The organism is Bacillus hominis (assembly GCF_030348325.1).
GTDB classification, from domain to species: Bacteria; Bacillota; Bacilli; order Bacillales; family Bacillaceae_G; genus Bacillus_A; species Bacillus_A hominis.
Genome location: NZ_JAUCFS010000005.1, coordinates 4,030,273 through 4,046,268, shown reverse-complemented (window position 1 = coordinate 4,046,268; position 15,996 = coordinate 4,030,273). Strand labels below are relative to the sequence as shown.

Here is a 15,996-nt window from a genome sequence, read left to right as displayed (position 1 = left end):
GAATAATTATGGATCAATTAACAGTAGCAAACGAGCTACATATTTTAGGGAAGCAAAATATAGCTGGATATGAGTTTACTGGAATAGAGGGTGGATTTAGCAAAGACGGAAAAGCGATGCTGGCAAAAGAAATCGCTGAAATACATGGGAAAGAATTAAAGCACATTAATTTGCGCATCAACGAAAATAGATCAAGATTCAAAGATGATATTGATATTGTCGATTTAAGGGGTACGAAATTTGAGGTCGGTTTAGCGGACCACAATATTTTAAGTAAAATGATGATTTCTAAATCGAAAAACATTTATCTGTTATCCGAACGAGGATATGCAAAATTATTAAAAATTCTTGAAGATGACAAAGCTTGGGAATTATACGATCGATTTGTTGACGGTTATTTCAATATGAGAGAGCAACAACAAGTCCCAGCCGATCCATTTAGCCAAATCAAACTCATTGCAACTGGCACGGTCGAATTGAATAACCGTGTTAACTCACTAGAAAGTCTGGTTCATGAACAATGGACGATAGACTACGGACAACAGCGAGTTTTACAAAAAGCGAAGGCAAATCGTATATACAGCTTATGGAAAAACGGAAGCATAAATAAAGAAGTGCATGATACTACTAGCAAGTTGTTTGGTTTACTTGGAAAGAACTTAAAGGATGCTTTCAGCGTCAACAGTTATCGGGACATTTTGAAGAAGGATTTTGAGGAGGCGTTGAGTTTTATCAAGGGTTGGAGACCTATGGTTTAACACAATTTCTTAATCTGTAGGGAAAATAAAAAAAGGAGTGGATACATGATGGAAGATACAACATCATTAGTAATTTTCGCAATGGTAATTGCTATTGGTATGTTGTTGTTTTACATCACTTATGAGCCAACCAAGCGATGGGCTTGGAGTGATGTAAAGCAAAACAAAAAGACCCACAGCAATGGGTCCTTTGGAAAAAATAACTTGTACTAAGTATATCACGGAAAGCGAGCAAATAGTACATGCAGATAAATCTAGTTACTTATCAAGTACTGTTGCCTCAGAAGTTTTGGGAACAAACAAATAATGAAGAAGAATTAAATCAAGTGATTAATCAATATTTCAGTGTTGGTTATCCACATTATGAGATTCAAAAAATTATTAAAAGTGGACAAGCACATCTGGCGATTTGTATTAGGAGGTAATAGTTTATGACAAACACTATATTTGAAATTGGTGGATTAACTTTTAAAGGTAATGTGGTAGATCATGAATGGTTTAATTACATCACTTTTAGCAACGGTAAACCTCATATTGTAGCAATTATGGTTTTAAGTGAAATCGTTTATTGGTACAGACCTACGGTTATCCGTGATGAAGAAAGTGGAAAAGTAACATACAAGAAAAAATTTAAATCAGATAAATTGCAAAAGAGTTATCAACAATTAGCAGAAACATTTGGGTTTTCAAAATTACAGGTGAAAAGGGCATGTGATTTGTTAACGGAAATGACTCTTATCAAAGTTGAATTTCGAACTATCCATATTGAAGGGAAATTTTTAAATAATGTGATGTTTGTAGAACCGATAGCAAACGAAATCAAACGGATTTCTAGTATGTATCAAAATATAGAAGACCCTGGTTACTTAGAAGGAAACAACCCCATTACTTCTAAGTCAGCACCCTCTTTACTTCAAAGTAAGGACTCTCCTAACTCTGAAGTAAAGACAAATACAGAGATTACTACAGAGATTACTACAAAGAATGTAAGTAGTAGTAACGTCTTCTCATTCTATGAAAATAATTTTGGGATTTTAAATCCATTCGTAGCCGATAGTATTACCCAATGGGCAAACGATACAAGCGAAGAACTTGTACAAGCAGCCATGGAACGTGCATTGAAACAACAGAAAAAATGGAACTATGCTGAGGGAATTTTAAAACAGTGGGTTAATAAAAATATTCGTACATTAGCAGATGTTCATGCGTTAGAAACTGAGTTTAAAAACAAAGGTAAAAAAGGAGAGAAAAACAATGCAAGCAATCAAAAAGATAGTAGCTTCATCGAAAAATACGACTTCAAAAAACGCTAATCAAAGATATGTATTGTCTCCTAATAGATGTACGAATGTCTTTTTAGTAGGGAAAGAAAAATTTAAAGACGTTTGCAGTAAACGCATGTTGATAGATATAGAAACAAATGAGGAATTTTGTCCACAATGTAGATCGGTAGAAAAAGAAGATCAGAAATCAGCTATAGAGACATTAGCTATAAAAAAGAAAAATGAAATCATTCATTTATATGATTCATTTGCTGATAACAGCTTAATAAATGACAAACTCAAAAAAGCCACATTTGAAAATTATGTACCAATTAAAAAAGAATTGGCTGATGCGAAAGAAACGATTATGGATTTCGTTACTTCATTCAATAGAGAAGAACCAACAAGCATGATAATAACGGGAGATTACGGAGTAGGGAAAAGCCATTTGTGTGTGGCAGCCACTAAAGAACTTATGAAAAAGGGTCACAGTGCAATGTTTATTCAAATGAATAAGCTATTTACCAAAATCAAATCAACTTGGAATAAAAACAGTGAAATGACAGAGGACAAGCTTATGTCCCTTCTAGCAAAAGTTGATGTCTTGATTATCGATGACTTTGGAGCGGAATTTACGGAGAAAGATAAAGAAGGCGTCACTTGGAAGCAAACGAAGACAAACGAAATCGTAGATAGCCGTATAGGTAAGAGTACTTTATTTACTACTAATTTTACGATCGGTGAATTAGCAGGAATGTATGGAGAACGTGATTTTAGTCGGATGATGGAAAATGCCGAAATGTTAGAAATGCATGGGGATAATTATAGATTACGCAATTTTAAAAAGAGGGAATAACAATGTGTGCATTATGTCATGATACAGGAATTATTCGTAAAGAAACTTATCCGGGTGTAATAGAAACAAATGGTTGTAATTGTGAAGTAGCAAAACAACAGCAAGAAGAAAATCAAAAGCGTTGGGAAGCATGGCTAGTGAAGTTTGAATCAATGAAACAATCATTAAAACAGAAACAGCAAAAGGTTAGCTAACAATAGAAATGGGGGATTTCAATCGTATGAAGCCTACAAAAATTGAAATTGATATTACTGATAACAAAATTTATGTGGTCAAAAATGGAGAGGTAACTCCGGTTAGTCCTCCTGCAACAGGATTTGGAGAGCAAACAATTATTTGGCAAGGTGGGAAAGTTGATCGTGTATCAACCACAAGCACAGAAAAAATTAAATAACTGGGGATACGATTATGAAGCAATTAACAATCGATGATGTTATTGGGAGTTTCAATTATAACGCAATAAGTACCAGTGCAAAGTTTTTGAATCCAAGCTATGAAGTACATTTCTACGATAAAGAGGAACGGCAAAAGATGGATTGTTTTGATGCTAAGACTGAAAATGAAGCTTGGAATGCAGCGATAGAAGAGCACGGGAATGGTATTCAGAAGATTAGGATAACTCATTCAAACCGTACCAGAGCTGAATTTCTGGCACTAGATTAGGAGGGTCAAGGAATGGCTTTAAATCGATGGTTAACGGATGAGGAATATGCAAGAGCATCTGCGAATGGGATAAGTAGAGGTGCACTGAAATATCGTGTGTATGAAGCAGAATGGGATTTAGAAGAAGCATTAACGGCACCACCAAAAAGCGTAAGGCATAACAAATTCGAGGGATTGCATATGGAATGGCGTAAAGTAGCTACGGAAAATGGTATCAATAGTGCTACGTATTACAGCAGGTTGGAATATGGGTGGGGATATCAAGAGGCTGCTACGAAACCAGTGAAAAAAAGTAAAGGGTTAGGGAAATTATGGTTAGCTCTCGCAAAACCCAATGGAATTGGATACAACACGTTCATGTCAAGGGTAATCACTAGAAAGTGGGATGTAGAAAAGGCGGCAACAAAACCAGTAGAGGCAAGAGGACGTAAACCAGCGCAAGCCAAGGAGGCAGTGTTATGAATCATTACGGTCCGGTCATTGCTGATGAGGATTACGAAACAGCTTCTAAAAAGGGTATTGAAGTCGGAATTATTATCAGCGGCTTTATAACAAAATAGTTATTTGATTAATAAATAAAAAAGAGCACCTGACCAGGGTGCTCCGCCTATTACTATGAATAACAATCCATAATAATATATGTGACTTTTGCCTAATGGTGATAATTTTTAATAAAAAATCTAAGACAGCAGCGTTGAAATAATTACAAAAAGAATGCTGTATACCAAAGAGACAGTAATGTAAGCCATCCAATTGTCAGTGCTATGTATTTTAAAATTTTCATGATTACTCCTTTTAGGTATAGAGTGCACCATGCTAGAGAATTTAATTAATTTTTTTAACAAAATTCTTATTTTAAAACGAAGGGGAGAATGAGAGATGTCTAATATCGAAAAAGCAAAAGAAATGTGGAAACAAGGTGCAATTGAAATAAATGTAGTTGATAAGAACGGTGAATCGTTAAAACAATATGATTCTGTAATAGCACATGATGGTTGTGAATGGAGAATCGGATGTATTACGTATAGCGCTATTGATGAAAATTTTGTGGCTCATTTTGAAGAAAGTTGGATTTCATTTGAAGACTTGAATGAAGTTGGAAAATTAAATGATGTAATTGCTCTTGAAGTGCTTGGATGGGTAAAGGTAGAAACTCATTGGGGGAAAGATGGAAAAGCGTTTCATGATATGCCAATAGAAAAATTCGATGCAATCAACTACGCGGCAATCGTCTTAGATCGTTTGGATGAAGATGACCGTGAAGTGAGGATTAAAAATGAAAATGGTAATTGGCAAGTTAACATAGATGAAAATGATTACATCGTTGAAGAAAAGTTTGGAATTGCTGTTTGTGCAGCAGCCGTAAATGCAGTTAGAGGAAATTAAGACAAAATCCTTATTTAAATAAAAAGAGCGCTTTTTAAGGCGCTCTATGAGCAAAAGAGCATTGAAATAAGATGATCATGAATATTGTATGTATGTTCATAATTTATGTGTAGCTTATAAACAAAATTTTTATTTGAATAGAGAAAAGAAAAAAGACAACAACCGGAGGGCTTGTTGTCTAAAAAAAAGTGGAATGGCACTAAAATATTAGTTTAAGACATAACAGGTTATTTAATGTATATGAATTGCGTATAAAAATATACATTTTTCAAACAAAATCGTTATTTGAATAGAAAGGGAGAATGGATATGTCGTTAGTGGGAAATTTGAAAGAAATCCAAGAAAAAGCCATTGATGAAAAAGTAATAGAATTTGCAGAGGAAATGGAAGGTGTAATAACCGAAAGTGCCGCAAACGGATATTCAGGTTATAGATATCAAATTCATAAAGAAAATCCAGATAAGCATATTATGCATTCAAAACTATTTACAGAAAAGTTACAAGAATTAATGGGTGGTGTGAAGGTTGATTTTAAGAAAGAAGAATATAAGACGATTTTCGAATCATCTTACTACGAACATTACATTTGTTTTAGCTGGAATGACTAAACGTTAATTGGTTAGAGGTGAAGAATCTTGAGCTACTATGAAATGGGATTAGAAATTGCAGCAATATGGTTGTCTTTTGATATGCAAAGTGGGGAGATAACAGATAACTATAGAGATAACGTTCATTGTAAAAATCTGAATGAACAGGAGTTAGAGTGGGTAGTCAATAGAGCGAAAGAACAGTTGGAAAAAGATAAAAACTAAACAAAAATTTCATTTTATACAAAAGAGCAGCTAGCAAAAGCTAACTGCTCGGCCCTACAGCTGATGGATGACGATTTGCTTGTTCACTTAGCTTAATTAATCGGTTGCGATCAAGTAGTAATACATCGTTAGCATTTGCTAATTCCTGTGCTGATTCTGTGAAGTAGTTATTAGTTACAACCCATGCGTGATTAGCGTTATAGTAACCTCTTGCTGCAACGACTTCTTGAACAGCTTGGAGGCTAACTTTATTACGGTGACGTTTCGCTTGCACAATGATTGTTTCGTTATTACTTTTTAAAATTAAATCCGCTCCAAAGTCACCAGATCCCTTTGTGACTTGCGATTCATATCCTAATTCTTGAAATATAACATTCAAATATTGTTCGAATTGTCTTCCTTTCATAAGGTCGATAGCATCAATATGTGATTGGCGCATTTCTAGTCTCTTTTGCATTTCAAGTGCTTTAAGTTTCGCAGCTTTTTGTATTTCAAGTGCTTTAAGTTCCGCTAGTTTTTGCATATTAATCTTGTTTTCTTTCTTTTGTTTACGTTTAACGAAAAATCCTATTAGAAGTATAATAAGTAAAGCAATTATTAATATTTCAAACATATTTTACACCTCGTATTATTTTATCAATATAGTGCATCAGCTAAATTATATAGGGGAATAAACATATATGTATATGAGATTGAAAAATTTGTACAAAATAATCCTTTTGTGGGGAAAAAGAATTTATATAATAGGTACAATTCACGTTTAGATTATTTTTGAATGTAATAAGGTATCAAAAGGAGTAAAACGCTCCAAAATGGAAATGAGAGACTTTTGCATGAAAGGGATGAGAGGAATGGCAAATGCAAAGAAAAAGAAAATAAGAAAAGCTATCGCTCGTCGTGTGGTAGCCGTTGATAAATACCAAGTTAACAAAGCTTGGAGAAACATCTTTGTGCAGGCTGGTATTATCAAATAAATGAAAACAGAATACGGTCCGGCTAGAAAACTAGAGGACACCAATTCATTAAAGCAGCAATATGGCTGTTTTAGGAATAGGTGTCCTTTTTATTTTGAAAAGGGAGATGAGGAGAATGAAAGTACTAAAGGATCAATTGCGTGAATGGGAAAAGCAATCGAATCAAGTGAAAAAGAAAAAGAAGAAAAAACCAAAAGAGAATCTAAGCACTCGTGACATTGAAAATTTAATGGGGGTTCATGGACCACGTTATGAACGTAGACGTGGTGCATTAAGACAAAAGTAATTAAAAAATAAAAAGGAGTGGTCTTACATGACTAAACAATTATCTTTCTTACCAAAAATCGATAGAACGGCAACACAAGAGGAATTAGAAGGCGTGTTGGAAAGCGTACGTATACATAGACAATTTGGGATGATGCGTAAAGAAATGAAAGTCACTCCTTCTTATGAAATGCGCGAGCACGGTCCTACACATGTAGTTGGTAAGCCGTTAGAAGATGTTGCCATAGCAAATATTCAACAAAGTAAACGAGAAGAATGGCTTGAAAGAATGTCATTACGTATTGATCAATTTCTAAATCGATTAGGAAACGGACGTGCAGGAATTATCCAAAGGGATATTATTTATAAACGTTATTTAGAAGAAGAGGATGTATGTGATTACATGGTTTATAACGAAATCGGAATGTCGGAGCGTACTTATCGACGTTGGAAGTCTAAAGCATTTTATAAGCTCGCTTTTGCACTTGGATTAGAAGTTTACGAGACAGAAGAGACTGGAGGTAATGAATAATGAATTTTGTTCAGCCAATACGTGATCCAGAACAAATACAGTATCTAAAGGAGTACTTCAAAGACAAGAGTGATCGTAATTATATTCTGTTTATCATGGGGATTAATACAGGTTTGCGAATTAGTGACATATTAAAATTGAAAGTAGGTGACGTAAAAAGTAGCCATATATCTATGCGCGAAAAGAAGACAGGTAAACAAAAACGTATTCAAATTACTGCAGTATTAAAAAGAGAACTTAAATGGTTTATTGAAGAAATGGGAGACAATGAGTATCTGTTACAAAGTAGACAAGGGAAGAATCGTCCTATTGGGCGAAGTATGGCATATAAGATACTCAGTGGAGCAGCAGCAGAGTTTGGATTAGATGAAATAGGAACACATACGTTGAGAAAGACATACGGGTATCATATGTACATGCAAACGAAAAACATAGCATTACTAATGGAGATATTCAATCATTCGTCAGAGAAGGTCACGTTACGTTATATAGGTGTAAATCAAGATGCAATGGATAAAGCAATGACTAGATTTAAAATCTAAGCATTGTTTTTTCTTTTAAACTTATACAGTTACTCATAAATTTCGTACTGTGTAACTCAAAAGAGAAAGTATTACGAATTCAATGGTAGCAAGGGATTTCACGAAGGGGTCAGTTACACACAATATAAGATATGGGTAACTTGAAAGTATAATGTTATAATTGTATATAGTTATGGAGGGATGGAAATGAAGAAGAAAGATAATATTTTTGAGAATTTAGAAAAAATCAAGAAAGAGTGCTTTTTAAAGGAATGCTTCCATCAAGATGAGAATTGCAATGATAGGATAATAAAAGCCCATTCTATACAAAATAATAGAATATTAAACGAAATTTCCGAAAATGGAGAAGTATTAATGATAGGTGGGGGGAGTGATAACTCTTCAAACTTTAAAACCTCAATGCAACGAAAAGGCAGAAGAATAGCCACAACTTTTACGGGTTTTTGTGGAAGACACGATAACGATTTGTTTATGCCTATTGAGGAAAAGAACTATCAAGTGGGAAATAAAGAACAAGAATTTTTATTTGCATATAGAGCTTTGGCAAAAGAGTATCATACAAAGACAACTGTTGGAGATATGTTTAGAAAAATGCGGCAGTACATCAAGGCTGGAGAATATCATAAATTGAGCAATATATTTGATGAAAATAATCAGCCGGATATAGCACATATTCAATATATGGCTGATACTGTTACAGGTACTTTGATAGGACAAGAGGATGCGGAAGCTAGATTAAAACTTTTTAGGAAGAGAATGAATAATGACTTAGATAATTCTAATTTTAACGAGATTGTTACAGATGTAATAGAATTAGATGAAGAATATCACATAGCTGTTTCTTCTATCACCTTTATTGAAAGAGATTTAAATAATGAAGTGATAAATCACTTAGATGATTTAGATGCGCAATTAGCTCCACTATTCGTTACAATTTTTCCGCAAGAAGGAAAAACTTATATTTTATTAAGTTATTTTGCAAGAAATAAAAGAAAATATAAGTTTATAAGGGAGCAAATTCTTTCCAAAAGTATTAGAATGCAAAAAGTTATAATTTCTAATTTAATAGTGGCATACTTTGAAAACTGGGTGATTTCTCCAATTAAGTGGAATGAACTAGGTACAAAAACGCATTCTAGAATTCATAGATATTATGTAAAGACAATCGCAGCAGGTGATGGCAAAAGATCCTTGTTAAATGATAAAAACATGAATTTATTTTGTTGATGTTTTATAATAGGCAATCTTATAATGGGATTTATGTGGCAGAGTCGTGACCGCTTTTTGGCAGTAAATGTGCCGGTTGTTTTGGAATCAACGTGATATATTTGTATTGTGAGAAATGGCGGAAAACATTGCTCGCAAAATTCCTTATAACTGAAAATGGATCGTTATAACCGGTGGCGATGGTTGCAGATTGAATGAGTAGCTGTTTCTTGATTTCACATTCAATTGCAATTCACGTTATGTATACGGAGAAGGGCTTTTGCTCTTCTTCCAGTTACTTAATATTGTTGGAGCGGATGAATGTAACGGCATTAAGTGATTGGAAGAAGAATAAAACTTCATTTACCGTATTTATAGTAATAACATAAGATTTTGACGAAAGGGCAACTGGTGCATGGTTGCTCTTTTATTTTTGTTATTGGACTAGGAAAATGTTACCTTCTATTGAATAATGTAAGTAGGAGGTGTAAAGAATGCAGTTAAAAGAAATTGATAGTAAGTCTTTAAGTGATGTTGGGATTCGTTCTACTAATGGTGATATAAAAGAAACAATGTATGAGTGTCCATGTGGGAAAGGGAAAGTTTATGAAGAAAGAGATTATATTGTAGGTTATAAAAACCGTCAGATTAATTGTTATTGCGAAGAGTGTGATAAGAAATACACTTTCAAAAGGAACGGTATTGCAGAGTTAAAATAAGTTATTTGTAAGTCACATCAAAAGGTGTGGCTTTTTATTATAAAAAAATTATATAGGTGATGATGTTGAGTGATTAAACCAATAGCGCTTATCATAGGTATTTGGCTAGGCTTATTTACGGGAACTAAGGAAAGATAAGTGGTGATTGAATGGCTAAGGAATATGCAAAGCATTTTTATAAATCAACAGCATGGAAGAAGTGTAGAGCATCATACATAGCTACAACATTAGATGGTATGTGTGAGCATTGTAAAGAAGAACCAGGGTATATCGTTGACCATATCACGGAGATAACACCAGATACTATAAACAATCCAGATATAACATTGAACCATGAGAACCTGCAATACTTATGCTTACCATGTCATAATGCAAAGACGTTTGGTAAGTCTGTATTGATTAGAGATGATGTAATGTTTGATGAGAATGGAGATTTGATTAGGAGGATGAAGGATGAAAGCCCACGAAAGAATGGAACGTAGCAACGGAAATATTGACCAAACATGTGAGCATGAGTGGATTAATATTCGTATTCCTGGTGATGATGGCATTTATGTAGCTTGTCCAAAATGTAAATCTGTAGATGTAGAAGAAACGAAGCGATTATCTAGAGAGTTAATTAGAAAGAAGGCGGAGAGATAATGAAACTAACTAAACAAGAACAAGCGGTTGTAATTGGTACATTAATTCCATTGCTTGGACAAGATCTTGTAAACGAACGTATTGATAAACAAAAACTAGAAAGTGCAATCCCAGTCTTTAATGCAATGGAAGACAACACAACGCCAAAGCAAAGAAGAGAAGCGATGATCAGTTTGTTGGATAAAACAATGGATGAATTCTTAGAAGAAAACAATCAGGAACAAAAAGAACCAATCCCCCCCTTTGAAAAATAAATCAAAGGCTCCTAAGGGGACCGATAGGGGAGCTTCACGTAACACACGGGTCATTTCTATAGGGGGTGTGGTCATGAAAGGAGTGGAATTTTATGAGTGATAATCTAGATATAGAAAAAGAAAAACGAATTAAGAGAGAGATGACACGATTAAACAGTTTATTGAAGAATTTAGATCCAAAGAAAAAAAGAGCTATTTCTTCACTCATAAAAAATGCTGCTTTTATGGCTGTCACTTTAGAAGATTTACAAGAAGAAATAAATAAGAATGGGGTTACGGAGCAATACCAAAATGGAGCAAATCAATTTGGTATTAAGAAATCCTCAGCAGTAGAAGTATACAATACTATGATAAAAAACCACGTCCAGGTCATGAAGCAATTAACTGATTTGTTACCAAAAGAGCAACCTAAAGAAGAGGACGATGGATTTGATGAATTCGTGGCTGATAAATGAGTAAACGAGTAAGAAAGCAGTACCCATTAACTTATAATCCAATCATTGAGTATTACAATCAAATCGAATCTGGAGAAGTAATTGTATCTAATAAAGTTAGGCGAATTTATAAGAAGCTTGTTGACGATGTGTATGATACTTCTTCTGTATTTGAGTATGATGCTAAGAAAGCGAATCATGTAATAGAATTTATTGAGAATTTTTGCAAACACTCAAAAGGTAAATGGGGCGGTAAGCCCATCGAATTAGAGATTTGGCAAAAAGCATTTTTAGCAGCTTCGTTTGGATTTGTACATAAAATTGACGGTACAAGAAAGCACAGAGAAATACTTTTAATAGTAGCTCGTAAAAATGGGAAATCAACAATTGCTTCTGGAATTGGATTGTATTTACAAGTGGCTGACGGAGAACCTGGTGCCGAGATATATGCGGTTGCTACTAAATTAGACCAAGCGAAATTAGTTTGGTTAGATGCAAAAAGGATGGTTAAGAAATCACCTGTATTATTAAAGCGAATTAAACCGCTTGTTCGTGAATTGAACGCAGATTTTAATGACAGTACGTTTAAACCATTGGGAAGTGATTCGGAAACACTTGACGGTCTAAATGTTCATGGAGCGATGATGGACGAAATACATGCTTGGAAAGATAAGAATCTATATGACGTTATAGTGGATGGTACTTCTTCAAGGGAACAACCAATGATATTTATGATTACAACAGCTGGAACCATTCGTGAATCTGTTTATGATATGAAATATGAAGAAGCGGAGATGCTTTTAAATGGTTTGGATGATCCAGATGGTTATAAAGATGATCGTTTCTTGCCGATTATATATGAATTGGATAAAAGAGATGAATGGACTGATAATACCAAATGGGCAAAAGCTAATCCGGGTTTAGGTACGATAAAAAAGACGGATCAACTTGAAACAAAAGTAAATAAAGCAAAAGCAAATTCGTTATTAGTTAAAAACTTATTAACAAAAGATTTTAATATTCGTGAAACAAGTACAGAAGCTTGGTTAACATTTGAACAATTAAATAATAAAGCTATCTTTGATATAGCAAAATTAAAGCCTTCTTATGGTATTGGTGGTTGTGATTTATCTTCAACAACCGATTTAACCGCAGCGAAGGTTATTTTTATGCTTCCAAATGATCCGCATATCTATGTTAAACAGATGTATTGGCTTCCAGAGGATTTACTTGAAAAAAGAAGTAAAGAGGATAAAATTCCCTATAATTTATGGGAAGAACAAGGATTATTAAGAACGACACCAGGCAACTCAGTGCATTATAAATTTGTTACTGAATGGTTTTTAGAAATACGTGATGAATACGGTATTTATATTCCGTGGATTGGTTATGATAGATGGTCCGCAAAATATTGGGTAGAGGAAATGGAAGGCTACTTTGGTAAAGAAGCAATGATTCCAGTTGCCCAAGGTAAACAAACACTTTCTAGTCCTATGAAACTATTAGGAGCAGATTTAGAATCAAACTTAGTAAATTATAATAATAATCCTATTGATAAATGGTGTTTATCAAACACAGCTATTGACGTTGATAAAAACCTTAATATACAGCCGAACAAAACGAATAATCAACGTAGAAGGATTGACGGAACCGCAGCTCTTTTAAATGCATATGTGGTACTTCAAGAGAAACGTAATGATTACCTAAACATGATTTAAGGGAGGTGAGAAATTGGGGTTATTTAACAAGATATTCGGTAAGAAGCAAACACCTACTACAACTCGTTTTGAAATGGTAAACGATAATGGAGGAGGCTTTTTTGCATGGAATGGAGATATTTATCAGAGTGATATTATCAGGGCTTGTATACGTCCTAAAGCAAAAGCTGTAGGTAAGTTAATTGCTAAACATATTAGAGATAACTCAACGGGGTTTAAGGTGAATCCTGAACCGTATATTCGATTCATTTTAGAAGAACCAAACCCATTAATGATAGGACAGGTATTTCAAGAAAAAATGACAGTGCAATTAGAGCTTAATCATAACGCTTTTGCTTATATTAAACGCGATGATTTAGGATATGCTACTGAAATTTATCCGATACCTTGTATGACTGTTGAAGTTGTAGAAGGAACTTTAGGAGATATCTTCTTAAAGTTTTATTTTAAAAACGGGAAACACATGACAGTTCCTTATACAGATGTTATTCATCTGAGAAAAGATTTTAATGAAGATGATTTCTTTGGTGAACATCCTGGTAAATCATTGGCATCTCTTATGGATATCGTTTCAACTACTGACCAAGGTATTGTAAAAGCGATTAAAAACAGTGCAATCATTAAATGGGTTCTTAAATTCAAATCTGTATTAAAGCAAGATGATATTGATATGCAGGTTAGCAATTTCGTTAAGAATTATCTAAGTATCGATAATGTAAACGGAGGTGCAGCGGCTACTGATCCTCGTTATGATTTAGATCAAGTTAAGAATGAGGCATTTGTTCCTGACTCTAAACAGATGCAAGAAACAACTCAAAGGATTTATAACTTTTTTAATACCAACGAGAAAATTATTCAGTCGAAATATACAGAAGATGAATGGAATGCATATTACGAATCTGAAATAGAACCATTAGCAATGCAGTTTGCAGGTGAAATGACTCGCAAGCTTTTTTCTCGTGGAGAAAGAGGATTCGGAAACAAGATTATTTATGAGGCGTCCAGTCTTCAGTATGCTTCTATGTCTACTAAGATGAATTTAGTTCAGATGGTTGATAGAGGAGCAATGACACCGAATGAATGGCGTTCCATTCTTTCATTGGGTCCAATTGAAGGTGGAGATAAACCAATTCGAAGACTAGATACAGCGCTAGTTAAAGACGGAAAGGTAACTGATAAAGGAGGTGGGAACAATGGACAAGACGGAGACAAGGGAAATAGTAACGCAGAAGATTGAAATCAGAGAAGATGACAATGGAAATCGGACACTTATAGGCTATGCAGTAAAGTGGGAAAAGAAATCTTTAGTCATGGGATATTACCGTAAGTTTCGTGAGCAATTCAAAAATGGAGCATTTACAGAAACATTGCAAAATGATGACCAACGTTTTTTATGGTCACATGATACATCGAAAGTATTAGGTAGAACGAAAAATAATACTTTGCGTTTAAGCGAGGATGCTGTGGGCTTACGTTTTGAATTAGATTTACCAGATACAACTTTAGGTAATGACACTTACAAATCAATTAAGCGTGGTGATGTGGATGGCGTCTCGTTTGGATTTAGCATGATAAGTGAAGAAATTGAAGAACCTGACGATGATCTTATGTTACGGACTGTAACCAAAGCTAAATTATTAGAAGTGAGTGCGGTTGCTTTTCCGGCTTATCCAGATTCTGAGGTAAGTGCAAGAGGATACGATCCTTATCGGAATTATGTACAAGTAAAAGAACAACATGAATTACGTAAGAGATTAATTTTAAAAACATATTTATAGAGGAGAGATTTAGATGACATTAGAACAAATTTTAGCGCGTATGACAGAAATTCGTAGTTTATTAGAAAGTGATCAAGAAGTAGATCTTACAGCATTAGACACAGAATTACGTGAATTAAATGATAAGAAGGGTCAGATTGAAACACGTCAACGACTGTTAAATGAAGCTCGCTCAATTAATGAAGGTAATGTACCAGGTACTCGTACGATTGAAACATTTAATACTAATCCAGGAGAGGAACAACGTGAAATCGGTGTAGATTCTCTTGAATATCGTAATGCTTTCATGAATTATGTATTGCGCGGTGAGGCAATTCCGGTTGAACTTCGTGCAAATGCAGTAACAAAAACTGGCGATGTAGGATCTGTAATTCCACAAACTGTATTGAATCAAATTATTGAAAAAATCGAAGCTGTTGGAATGATTCTTCCATTAGTTACACGTACAGCTATTAAAGGCGGAGTAACTGTTCCGACTTCAGCTGTTAAACCAGTTGCAACATGGGTAGCTGAAAGTGCTGGAAGTGATAAACAGAAGAAACCTACTGGCAGTATTACTTTTAACTACAATAAATTACGTTGTGCTGTAGCTGTTTCTCTTGAAGTAGATACTATGGCACTAGTAGTCTTTGAGTCTACTTTAATCAACAATATTGTGGAAGCAATGACAAAAGCAATTGAACAATCAATTATTAGCGGAACTGGTTCTGGACAACCAAAAGGTATTTTGACTGAAACTCCTGTCACAGGACAAGCATTAGATATCGCTAAAATCGAATACAAAACGCTCATTGATGCAGAAGCAGCATTACCACTTGAATATGAAGCGAATGCTGTTTGGACAATGACAAAGAAAACATTTATGGCATTTTCAGCTATGACAGATAGTGCAGGACAACCAATTGCACGTACTAATTATGGTATCGCTGGTAAACCGGAACGAGTTTTATTAGGGCGTCCAGTTAATTTATGCAACTATGTTGATAGTTTCTCGACTGCAGCAACGGGCAAACCATTTGCATTCTTATTTAACTACAAAGATTATATTCTTAACACTAACTATCAAATGGGAGTTAAGAAATATGAAGACAATGAAACTGATGATCTTGTAACAAAGGCAATTATGATTGTGGATGGTAAGGTTGTCGATAATAACTCATTAGTAGTTCTTAAAAAGGCAGCTGCAGTTTAAGGAG

Annotated in this window: 27 protein-coding genes; 26 read left to right on the top strand and 1 reads right to left on the bottom strand. The window is 34.4% G+C overall.

All coding sequences use genetic code 11. The features are described from left to right. Positions 1–8: 8 nt before the first annotated feature. From QUF93_RS23620 to QUF93_RS23565, 12 genes are all read left to right on the top strand, one after another. Positions 9–758 carry an ORF6N domain-containing protein gene (locus QUF93_RS23620; RefSeq protein WP_078176336.1) on the top strand — a complete coding sequence of 250 codons (750 nt, stop codon included), beginning with the start codon at positions 9–11 and terminating at the stop codon, positions 756–758. Between the two features lie 48 nt (positions 759–806). Then, positions 807–971, top strand: coding sequence for a hypothetical protein (locus QUF93_RS23615; RefSeq protein ID WP_100248426.1), 165 nt, complete (start codon positions 807–809; stop codon positions 969–971). 29 nt (positions 972–1,000) lie between these two features. Further along, complete coding sequence (locus tag QUF93_RS23610) at positions 1,001–1,183, top strand: hypothetical protein (RefSeq protein WP_078176337.1); 183 nt, start codon at positions 1,001–1,003, stop codon at positions 1,181–1,183. A gap of 6 nt (positions 1,184–1,189) precedes the next feature. Next, on the top strand, positions 1,190–2,071 hold the full coding sequence (locus QUF93_RS23605; protein WP_078176338.1) for a DnaD domain-containing protein: 882 nt from the start codon (positions 1,190–1,192) through the stop codon (positions 2,069–2,071). Continuing rightward, a complete protein-coding gene (locus QUF93_RS23600; protein ID WP_078176339.1) occupies positions 2,013–2,876 on the top strand; it encodes an ATP-binding protein in 864 nt (287 codons plus the stop codon). Before QUF93_RS23605 ends, QUF93_RS23600 begins: the two co-directional genes overlap by 59 nt. Positions 2,877–2,878: 2 nt before the next feature. Next, the gene (locus QUF93_RS23595; protein ID WP_078176340.1) at positions 2,879–3,070 is read left to right on the top strand and encodes a hypothetical protein; all 192 of its coding nucleotides are present in this window, start codon (positions 2,879–2,881) and stop codon (positions 3,068–3,070) included. Positions 3,071–3,096: 26 nt separating this feature from the next. Continuing rightward, positions 3,097–3,270 (top strand): DUF3954 domain-containing protein, encoded by a 174-nt coding sequence (locus QUF93_RS23590; protein ID WP_078176341.1) that lies wholly within the window; start codon positions 3,097–3,099, stop codon positions 3,268–3,270. Between the two features lie 14 nt (positions 3,271–3,284). Further along, positions 3,285–3,539 (top strand): hypothetical protein, encoded by a 255-nt coding sequence (locus QUF93_RS23585; protein WP_078176342.1) that lies wholly within the window; start codon positions 3,285–3,287, stop codon positions 3,537–3,539. Positions 3,540–3,551: 12 nt separating this feature from the next. Further along, the gene (locus tag QUF93_RS23580) at positions 3,552–4,001 is read left to right on the top strand and encodes a nucleoside permease (RefSeq protein ID WP_078176343.1); all 450 of its coding nucleotides are present in this window, start codon (positions 3,552–3,554) and stop codon (positions 3,999–4,001) included. Between the two features lie 417 nt (positions 4,002–4,418). Beyond that, positions 4,419–4,925, top strand: coding sequence for a BC1872 family protein (locus tag QUF93_RS23575; protein WP_289375841.1), 507 nt, complete (start codon positions 4,419–4,421; stop codon positions 4,923–4,925). 308 nt (positions 4,926–5,233) lie between these two features. Next, positions 5,234–5,533, top strand: a complete 300-nt coding sequence (locus QUF93_RS23570; protein WP_078176345.1) for a hypothetical protein — start codon at positions 5,234–5,236, stop codon at positions 5,531–5,533. Between the two features lie 27 nt (positions 5,534–5,560). After that, on the top strand, positions 5,561–5,737 hold the full coding sequence (locus QUF93_RS23565) for a hypothetical protein (protein WP_165690439.1): 177 nt from the start codon (positions 5,561–5,563) through the stop codon (positions 5,735–5,737). Positions 5,738–5,777: 40 nt separating this feature from the next. Here QUF93_RS23565 and QUF93_RS23560 read toward each other — a convergent pair whose 3' ends face one another. Continuing rightward, positions 5,778–6,350, bottom strand: coding sequence for a restriction endonuclease (locus tag QUF93_RS23560; protein ID WP_078176346.1), 573 nt, complete (start codon positions 6,348–6,350; stop codon positions 5,778–5,780). A 238-nt stretch (positions 6,351–6,588) separates the two neighbouring features. Here QUF93_RS23560 and QUF93_RS23555 point away from each other — a divergent pair, with 238 nt between their 5' ends. The 14 genes from QUF93_RS23555 (at position 6,589) to QUF93_RS23490 (ending at position 15,992) form a co-directional block, all read left to right on the top strand. Further along, positions 6,589–6,711 carry a DUF3983 domain-containing protein gene (locus tag QUF93_RS23555; protein WP_100248428.1) on the top strand — a complete coding sequence of 41 codons (123 nt, stop codon included), beginning with the start codon at positions 6,589–6,591 and terminating at the stop codon, positions 6,709–6,711. 115 nt (positions 6,712–6,826) lie between these two features. Further along, complete coding sequence (locus QUF93_RS23550) at positions 6,827–6,997, top strand: hypothetical protein (RefSeq protein ID WP_100248422.1); 171 nt, start codon at positions 6,827–6,829, stop codon at positions 6,995–6,997. A 27-nt stretch (positions 6,998–7,024) separates the two neighbouring features. Next, positions 7,025–7,507, top strand: coding sequence for an ArpU family phage packaging/lysis transcriptional regulator (locus QUF93_RS23545; RefSeq protein WP_078176347.1), 483 nt, complete (start codon positions 7,025–7,027; stop codon positions 7,505–7,507). Beyond that, positions 7,507–8,049 carry a site-specific integrase gene (locus tag QUF93_RS23540; protein ID WP_078176348.1) on the top strand — a complete coding sequence of 181 codons (543 nt, stop codon included), beginning with the start codon at positions 7,507–7,509 and terminating at the stop codon, positions 8,047–8,049. Before QUF93_RS23545 ends, QUF93_RS23540 begins: the two co-directional genes overlap by 1 nt. A gap of 186 nt (positions 8,050–8,235) precedes the next feature. Continuing rightward, positions 8,236–9,276, top strand: a complete 1,041-nt coding sequence (locus QUF93_RS23535; protein WP_078176349.1) for a hypothetical protein — start codon at positions 8,236–8,238, stop codon at positions 9,274–9,276. Positions 9,277–9,749: 473 nt separating this feature from the next. Beyond that, positions 9,750–9,974: a hypothetical protein gene (locus QUF93_RS23530; protein ID WP_078176350.1), complete on the top strand. Its 225-nt coding sequence runs from the start codon at positions 9,750–9,752 to the stop codon at positions 9,972–9,974. Positions 9,975–10,123: 149 nt separating this feature from the next. Further along, a complete protein-coding gene (locus tag QUF93_RS23525) occupies positions 10,124–10,456 on the top strand; it encodes an HNH endonuclease (RefSeq protein ID WP_078176351.1) in 333 nt (110 codons plus the stop codon). Further along, positions 10,428–10,616: a hypothetical protein gene (locus tag QUF93_RS23520; RefSeq protein WP_131829206.1), complete on the top strand. Its 189-nt coding sequence runs from the start codon at positions 10,428–10,430 to the stop codon at positions 10,614–10,616. The genes QUF93_RS23525 and QUF93_RS23520 overlap by 29 nt, the downstream gene beginning before the upstream one ends. Further along, positions 10,616–10,870: a hypothetical protein gene (locus QUF93_RS23515; RefSeq protein WP_078176352.1), complete on the top strand. Its 255-nt coding sequence runs from the start codon at positions 10,616–10,618 to the stop codon at positions 10,868–10,870. The genes QUF93_RS23520 and QUF93_RS23515 overlap by 1 nt, the downstream gene beginning before the upstream one ends. A gap of 92 nt (positions 10,871–10,962) precedes the next feature. Continuing rightward, complete coding sequence (locus tag QUF93_RS23510; RefSeq protein WP_078176353.1) at positions 10,963–11,325, top strand: hypothetical protein; 363 nt, start codon at positions 10,963–10,965, stop codon at positions 11,323–11,325. Beyond that, positions 11,322–13,022 carry a terminase large subunit gene (locus tag QUF93_RS23505; RefSeq protein WP_078176354.1) on the top strand — a complete coding sequence of 567 codons (1,701 nt, stop codon included), beginning with the start codon at positions 11,322–11,324 and terminating at the stop codon, positions 13,020–13,022. Before QUF93_RS23510 ends, QUF93_RS23505 begins: the two co-directional genes overlap by 4 nt. Before the next feature lie 13 nt (positions 13,023–13,035). Next, a complete protein-coding gene (locus QUF93_RS23500; RefSeq protein WP_078176355.1) occupies positions 13,036–14,259 on the top strand; it encodes a phage portal protein in 1,224 nt (407 codons plus the stop codon). Then, positions 14,216–14,800: an HK97 family phage prohead protease gene (locus QUF93_RS23495; RefSeq protein ID WP_078176356.1), complete on the top strand. Its 585-nt coding sequence runs from the start codon at positions 14,216–14,218 to the stop codon at positions 14,798–14,800. Before QUF93_RS23500 ends, QUF93_RS23495 begins: the two co-directional genes overlap by 44 nt. Positions 14,801–14,813: 13 nt before the next feature. Further along, complete coding sequence (locus QUF93_RS23490; RefSeq protein ID WP_078176357.1) at positions 14,814–15,992, top strand: phage major capsid protein; 1,179 nt, start codon at positions 14,814–14,816, stop codon at positions 15,990–15,992. Positions 15,993–15,996: the final 4 nt, after the last annotated feature.